The organism is Deferrisoma palaeochoriense (assembly GCF_054656955.1).
Genome location: NZ_BAAHXI010000104.1, coordinates 1 through 7,106, shown reverse-complemented (window position 1 = coordinate 7,106; position 7,106 = coordinate 1). Strand labels below are relative to the sequence as shown.

The window sequence follows — 7,106 nt, the reverse complement described above, 5'->3', positions numbered from 1 at the left end:
TTTTGAAGGTATTAGTACCTGGGCTCCACCCCGGTGACCTCCACCGGGGCCCCGAACCGCTCGGCGGCGACCCGGAGCAGAATCCGCCGGTGGCACGCCTTTTCCGGCCCCTCGTAGCACACGAGGTACACGTCTTCGGTCCGGGCCCGCTCGGCCAGCGCTCGGATCCGGTCCAGGGCTCGCGGGTCCTCCTCGATCTGCCGCCGGAACCGCTCCTCGTACCGGCACTCCACAAAGGCCCGGTTGTGGGCCTCGGCCGACCCCTTGCCCCAGCGGCGCTCCAGGCCCCGCTTGGCCTCCATGAACTCGGCCAGGAGCGCCTCGGACGGGGCGAGCTCGTCGTTTCCCCGCCCGCGGTTCACCAAGACCCGTTGCTCCTTGGAGATCCCGAGCCGCTTAATCTCCGAGATGCTCGCTTCCCGTAGCATGACACGCCTCCAGGTAACTTCCGCTGGGATGCTGGGAGGCTGGGACGCTAGGAGGCTGAAACCCTTCTTCTGGATTTCAGCGGCACCGCTCGTCCCACCCTATGGGAGCGGCTTCCGCACCAGAGGTGAGAAATCAGAGGCCGGGTGTCAAAGCCCCCCTGTCCTCTGTCGTCTGTCCTCTGGAACCTGACACGGGCGCCTCGACCCCGTTCCGGGGGGCAAGGGGCCTTCCGGAGAGCCGGGTGCGGCCCCCTCAGAAAGCCGCGCAGTGCCTCCGTCGCTCGTACCACGAACCCGCCGCGTCTGGGCAGGTAGGCGATGGAGCGAGCGCCCGGGACCTGGGCTGCGCGGCGGATGCGGTGCCGGCACTCGCGCCCGGCCGGAGGAAGGCCCCTTGCCCCGCCCGCCAACTCATGCTTCGGCGCCTACCCCCTGGCGATGTTTCGCAAACGGGCCACCCCGCGGCCTACGGAAGTCCCAACGGACAGGACACGTCCCCGGCCGCTTGCGCCCGGAGGCGGGGGCGCCTATCCTATTTCCGGAAATCCAGAATCCGGAGATTCTCCATGGAACTCGCCAAACTGGGTAAGAAGGGCCAACTGTCGATCCCCCGGACCGTGCTCGAGCGGGCCGGCATTCCCACGGGTTCGCCCGTTCTCGTGGAGGCCACGGACGACGGGGCCATCGTGATCCGGGCGGCCGCGGTCTATCCGCTCGAAACCTATTCCGCCGAACGCGTCGCGGAGTTTCTGGCCGGCGACGAGATGTCCGAAGAGGACCGCAAGCGCCTCGCGAGCCTCCTCGGATCCCGGCGATGAGGCCCTCCCTCTTCCTGGACGCCAACGTCCTGTTCGCGGCCGCCCACAACTCCGGGGGGTATTCTCGGGCCCTGTTCTCCCTGGCCGAAGCGGGGTTCTGCGCTCTGTTCACTTCCGCGTTCGCCGCCGAGGAGGCCCGGCGCAACCTCTTGCGAAAAGCGCCGGGCCGGAACCCGGACTGGAACCGCCTGGTTCCCCTCGTTTCCCTGGTGCCCGAACCGCCCCCGGCCCTGATCGATCGGCTCGGGGGAACGGGACTTCCGGACAAGGATCTTCCCATCTTGGCGGCTGCGGTGGCCTCCCGCTGCGACGCGCTGGTCACCGGCGATCGGAGGCATTTCGGCCCCCTGTTCGACCGCGAGGTCCACGGGCTGCAGGTGCTCACACCCCGAGCCGCCTTCCACGCCATCGTCGACCGGGCCGCGGGGCGAGGGAATCCGTGATCCTCTCCCCCGGCCAGCGCCGGATGGTGCTCGCCACCCTCCTCTTTACCGTGATGGGCGCCCTGGTCAAGCATCTGCGGCCCATCCCGGCCCACGAGGTGGTGTTCTTCCGGGCGCTGGTGTCCCTCGTGGCCTGCGGCTGGATGCTTCGGCGGGCCGGGAGGAGCCCGTGGGGCACCCACAAGGGGCTCCTCCTCGCCCGGGGGGCGGCGGGCACGGCGGCCCTCCTCCTCTACTTCTACACCCTCCAGCACATGCCGCTTGCCACCGCGGTGACCGTGCAGTACCTCTCCCCGCTGTTCACCGTGGCCCTCTCGGGGCTCTGGCTCCGGGAAGCCGCCTCGGGCCGGCAGTGGGTCTGGTTCGTCGCCTGCTTCGCCGGGGTCGCGCTCCTGAAGGGGTTCGACCCCAGGGTCGGCTGGGCCGTGCTGGGGCTCGGGATCGCGGCGGCGCTCCTCTCAGCCCTCGCTTACAACCTGGTCCGGCGCCTGGCCGGGCTGGAGGATCCCCTCGTGGTCGTCTTTTACTTCCCCCTCGTGACCCTGCCCGTGGTGGGCCCCTACACCCTCACCCATTGGGTTTGGCCCCGGGGATGGCAATGGGTCTGGCTCGTGGCCGTGGGGCTCCTCACCCAGGCGGCCCAGGTCCAACTGACCCGGGCCTACCACCTGGAGCCGGCCTCCCGGGTGAGCCACCTCTCCTATCTGGGTTCGGTGTTCGCCCTCGGCATCGGGTACCTCGCCTTCGGCGAGGCGCTCCCCCCAGGCGCCCTGGTGGGCCTCGGCCTCGTCCTCCTGGGGTTGGTCCAGGCCACCCGGGCCGGTAGCACGAGATAGGGCGTTTGGTGGCACGAGAGTTTCCGGGTACACTTTGGGACTTCGGTCGGCGGTCCGCGGTCCGCGGTCGGCGACCGTGCGAAGCCAACCCCGATCCCACCCGGAGCGCCATGCCACCCACCGAGGAACTGCGATCCGCCCGGGGCGTCATCGCCCTCATGGGGTCCGGCGAGTTCACGGCCACCATGGTGGAGGTTCACAAAGCCCTCCTGCGCCGGGCCGGGCCCCGGGCCGTGTTCCTGGACACCCCGGCCGGGTTCCAGTTGAACGCCGACCAGATCGCCGAGAAGGCCCGGGCCTACTTCCGCGACCGGGTGGGCCACCCCCTCGAGGTGGCCTCGTTTCGCCGGCGCGACGTCTCCCCCCTGGAGGCCGAGGAGGCGTTTCGGACGCTCCGGGCGGCCGATTACGTGCTCGTGGGGCCGGGGAGCCCCACCTACGCGCTCCGCCACTGGCGCGACACCCCGATTCCCCAGATCCTCACCGAGCGCATCCGGGCCGGGGCATGCCTCGTGGCCGCGAGCGCCGCGGCCCTCACGGTGGGCCGATTCACGTTGCCCGTGTACGAGATCTACAAGGTGGGGGAGGAACCGTTCTGGGCCGAGGGCCTCCATCTCCTGGGCGCCTTCGGCCTGGACCTCGTGGTGGTGCCCCACTGGAACAACGCCGAAGGCGGCACCCACGACACCCGGTTCTGCTACATGGGGGAACCCCGGTTCCGGGACCTCGAGGCCCGCCTGCCCCCGGGCCAGGGCATCCTGGGCCTCGACGAGCACACGGCCGCCATCCTGGACCTGGGGGCCGGCGAGGCCGAGGTGCGCGGGATCGGGGGACTCACGGTTCGCCGCGACGGCCGGGAGAGGCGTTACCCGGCCGGCACCCGGCTCCCCCTGGCCGAACTCCTCGAGGAGATCGGCGGGGCGGCGGGTCCGGATGCCGAACCGGGGCCGGCAGCGGGGGTCACCCCGACCGAGGACCAGGCGGACTTCTGGGACGAGGTGCATCGGCTCGACGCCCGGTTCCACGAGGCCCTGGAGCGGGGGGACGCCCGGGCCGCCGTGGAGAGCCTGCTGGATCTCGACCGCCGGGTGGCCGCCGAGCCCGACGAGGCGGCCCGGGCCGAGGCCCGGGAGGTCCTGCGGGAGGCGATTGTGCTCCTCGGGGCCGAGGTGCTCCGGCGGCCGCCGAGCGCCGAGGCCTGCCTCGCCCCCCTCGTGGAGGCCCTGGTGGCGGCCCGGGAGCGGTATCGAAAGGACCGGCGCTGGGCCGAGGCCGACGCGCTGCGCGACGCCCTGGCCGAGGCCGGGGTGACCGTGGAGGACACCCCCGAGGGGCCCCGTTGGAGGCTCTCATGACGGAAACGGCCGAGGCTCGGGCGGCCCCCGCGGGCGTGGTGGGGGAACCGGAACTGGGCGGCCTTCGCTGGCCGGCCGTCTTCACGACCCCGGGCTGGGTGAACGCCTGGGCGCCCACCGTCGGACGGGGGGAGTCCGTGACCTGGATCGTGCCCCGGGAGGGGAACACCCCGATCGCCGCCCTGCCGGTGGTGCTCCGGGGCGACGAGGCCCGGGTGGCCGGGAGCCCCGACCTGTGCGATTACGCCGACCTGGCGGTCTCTCCCGGCCGGGAGCGGGAGGGCTGGGAGGGGGTTCGGGCCCTCCTGCGGGACCGGGGGGTTCGCCGGCTCACGGCCGAGGCGGTGCGCCCCGACGCGGACCTCCTTCGGGCGGCCGAGGCCACGGGCTGCGAGGTGGCAACGACGGCCGCAGGGGTCACGGTGGAGATGCCCCTTCCCCCCACCTGGGAGGAGTACCTCTCGACCCTCCCCAAGCATGAGCGCCACGAGGTCCGCCGGAAGGTCCGGCGGCTCGAGGAGGCCGGTTCGGTGACCTGGCGCCGGTCCGGGGGGCAGGACGACGACCTTACGGTGTTTTTCCGGCTGTTCGCCGAAAGCCGCCCGGACAAGGGCGCGTTCCTCACCCCGGCCCGCCGGGCGTTTTTCGAGCGGATCGCGCGGGTCCTGGCCGAAACCGGCGCCCTGGATCTCGGCCTATTGGAGGTCGGGGGGGAACCCGTGGCCGCCACCTTCGGGTTCACATGGGAGGAAACGGCCTATCTCTACAACAACGGGTTCGCCCCGGCCTGGGCCGGCCGGAGCGCCGGCCTGGTGGCCAAGGCCTTCTCGGTCCGCGACGCCATCGAACGGGGCTGCCGGCGGTACTCGTTCCTGCGGGGGGACGAACCCTACAAGTTCCGCCTGGGCGGCCGGCCCGTGCCGCTCCTGGGCCTGACGGTGCGCCTATGACCCGCTCTCCTTCCTCCCCCGCGCCGCTTCACCTGGCGCTCCTGTGCCTTCACTCGAGCCCCCTGGGCCGGCTCGGCGCCCGGGACACGGGCGGCATGAGCGTGGTGGTGCGGGAGGCGGCCCGCCACCTGGCCCTGCGGGGCCACCGGGTGGACGTGTTCACCTCGCCCCCGGGGGCCCTGCGAAACGGGGTGCAGGAGCTCTCCCCCGGGGTGCGGCTCGTGGAGCTCGACCCCGGGGCGCCGGACCGGGCCGGGCTCCCGGAACGGGCGCCGGCGATCGCCCGGCGGATCGAGGCGTTCCGCCGGCGGGCCGGGGCCCGCTACGATCTGGTGCACAGCCACTACTGGATCTCGGGCCTCGCGGGGGAGGTCCTGGCCCGCGCCTGGGGGGTGCCCCACGTGGTGACCTTCCACACCCTCGCCGCGGCCAAAAACGCCCTCGCCTGCGGGGAGGACGAGCCCCCGGCCCGGGTGCGGGCCGAGGCACGCCTCGCCCGGACCGCCGACCGGGTCACGGTGCCGAGCCGGGCCGAACACGAGGCCACGACGGCGGCGTTCCCCGGCCTTGCTCCGGCGCGGGTGCCCTGCGGGGTCGATCCCGGGCGGTTCCGCCCGGTGCCCCCGGCGCCCAGGCCCCGGGACCGGCGCGTGCTCCTCTACGTCGGCCGGATCACTCCGGTGAAGGGGCTCGACGTGCTCCTGGCCGCGGCGGCCCGACTGCCGTTCCCGTGGGAACTCTGGGTGGTGGGGGGCGAGGGGGAGCCCGACGCCCCGCGGGTCCGCGCCATGGCCCGGGCGGCGGGGGTGGACGGCCGGGTGCGGTACCTGGGCCCCCGCCCCCAGGCGGACCTCCCGGCCCTCTACGCCGCGGCCGACGCCGCGGTGGTGCCGAGCCGGTACGAGAGCTTCGGCCTCGTGATCCTCGAGGCCCTGGCCTGCGGGACCCCCGTCGCGGCGAGCCGGGTGGGGGTGGCCGAGGAGGCGATCGTGCCCGGCCAGAACGGCGCCCTCAGCCCCCCGGAGGACCCCGGGGCGCTGGCCCGGGCGATCGCCGGCGCCGCCGCGCTCGAGCGGGACCCGGACCGCATCCGCCGGACCGTGGCCGGGTTCGGGTGGGCCGAGGCCTCCGGCCGCCTGGAAACCCTCTACCTGGACCTCCTCCGCCCCCGCACCGCCCGGGCGGCGGAAGGGTGATGGCAACACCAACGGAAGTGTTGTCAGATCCCCGGCGTTGCAACCGGAGCCGGCCCCCACCCGCTTCAGGGAATCGTAAAGGAGACCCGAACGTGCCCCCCACCCCGTCGTCGAACCCGAAGGACGTCTCCCCCGTCGATCTCCTCGTGATCGCGGCCCACCCCGACGACGCCGAGATCGGGGCCGGCGGCACCGTGGCCCGCTGGGCCACGGAGGGCCGCCGCGTGGGGTACCTGCTCGTCACGAGCGGGGAGAAGGGCACCGACGACCCGGCGGCCGACCCGCAGGAACTGGCCCGGACCCGGGAGGCCGAGCAGCGGGCCGCGGCCCGGGTGCTCGGCGTGGCCGAGGTGGTGTTTCTCCGGTATCCCGACCAGGGGGTGGAGGACACGCCCGAACTCCGAAAGGAGATCGTGCGGTGGCTCCGGGCCTTCCGGCCCGAGGTGGTGCTGACCTCCGACCCCTACCGCCGGTACCTTTGGCACCGGGACCACCGGATGGTGGGCCAGGTGGTGCTGGACGCGGTGTTCCCCTACGCCCGGGACCCCCTGGCCTACCCCGACCTCCTGGCCGAGGGGCTCCGGCCCCACAAGGTGCGGGAGGTCTGGTGCTGGGCCAGCGAGACCCCCAACCACCGGGTGGACATCACCGGGGTGTTCGACCGAAAGGTGGAGGCCCTCCGGTGCCACCGAAGCCAGCTCCAGGGCCTCCCCTTCGCCGATCCGGCCGAGTGGCTCCGGCAGAAGGCCCGGGAGGCGGCCGCCGGAACGGACTACGACCTCGCCGAAGCGTTCCACCGCGCCGTGGCGCTGCCGTAGCCGCGATCCGGGCCGAAGGCCCGCGTGCCGGAAGCCAGATTTCGGAAGACAGAAGTCAGGAGGCACGAACCGCCGCAGGTCGCCGGAGGCGCGGAACTGCCAAACGATTTCACGATTCCCGGCACTTGAGCCGCCTCGCCCCTGAATTCTGTCCCCCGGTACGAGGGCCGCTCCCACAAGGTAGGCACCGGCGCCAACGCTCGAATCACCGAAGCTTTTCGCGTCCCAGCGTCCTAGCCTCCTAGCCTCCTATTAACCTGGC

Annotated in this window: 8 protein-coding genes; 7 read left to right on the top strand and 1 reads right to left on the bottom strand. The window is 72.9% G+C overall.

All coding sequences use genetic code 11. The features are described 5' to 3' along the window. Positions 1 to 11 precede the first annotated feature (11 nt). On the bottom strand, positions 12 to 428 hold the full coding sequence (locus ACYQ8L_RS17655; protein WP_459943138.1) for a DUF488 family protein, N3 subclade: 417 nt from the start codon (positions 426 to 428) through the stop codon (positions 12 to 14). A 566-nt stretch (positions 429 to 994) separates the two neighbouring features. Here ACYQ8L_RS17655 and ACYQ8L_RS17650 point away from each other — a divergent pair. From ACYQ8L_RS17650 to ACYQ8L_RS17620, 7 genes are all read left to right on the top strand, one after another. After that, positions 995 to 1,246 carry an AbrB/MazE/SpoVT family DNA-binding domain-containing protein gene (locus ACYQ8L_RS17650; RefSeq protein ID WP_459943137.1) on the top strand — a complete coding sequence of 84 codons (252 nt, stop codon included), beginning with the start codon at positions 995 to 997 and terminating at the stop codon, positions 1,244 to 1,246. After that, positions 1,243 to 1,689: a PIN domain-containing protein gene (locus tag ACYQ8L_RS17645; protein ID WP_459943136.1), complete on the top strand. Its 447-nt coding sequence runs from the start codon at positions 1,243 to 1,245 to the stop codon at positions 1,687 to 1,689. Before ACYQ8L_RS17650 ends, ACYQ8L_RS17645 begins: the two co-directional genes overlap by 4 nt. Next, on the top strand, positions 1,686 to 2,525 hold the full coding sequence (locus tag ACYQ8L_RS17640; RefSeq protein WP_459943135.1) for a DMT family transporter: 840 nt from the start codon (positions 1,686 to 1,688) through the stop codon (positions 2,523 to 2,525). The genes ACYQ8L_RS17645 and ACYQ8L_RS17640 overlap by 4 nt, the downstream gene beginning before the upstream one ends. 110 nt (positions 2,526 to 2,635) lie before the next feature. After that, a complete protein-coding gene (locus ACYQ8L_RS17635) occupies positions 2,636 to 3,880 on the top strand; it encodes a CysS/YqeB C-terminal domain-containing protein (protein ID WP_459943134.1) in 1,245 nt (414 codons plus the stop codon). Next, positions 3,877 to 4,830: a GNAT family N-acetyltransferase gene (locus ACYQ8L_RS17630; protein WP_459943133.1), complete on the top strand. Its 954-nt coding sequence runs from the start codon at positions 3,877 to 3,879 to the stop codon at positions 4,828 to 4,830. Before ACYQ8L_RS17635 ends, ACYQ8L_RS17630 begins: the two co-directional genes overlap by 4 nt. Further along, on the top strand, positions 4,827 to 6,026 hold the full coding sequence (locus tag ACYQ8L_RS17625; protein ID WP_459943132.1) for a glycosyltransferase: 1,200 nt from the start codon (positions 4,827 to 4,829) through the stop codon (positions 6,024 to 6,026). Before ACYQ8L_RS17630 ends, ACYQ8L_RS17625 begins: the two co-directional genes overlap by 4 nt. Before the next feature lie 92 nt (positions 6,027 to 6,118). Further along, a complete protein-coding gene (locus tag ACYQ8L_RS17620; protein WP_459943131.1) occupies positions 6,119 to 6,844 on the top strand; it encodes a PIG-L deacetylase family protein in 726 nt (241 codons plus the stop codon). The last annotated feature ends 262 nt before the right edge of the window (positions 6,845 to 7,106 follow it).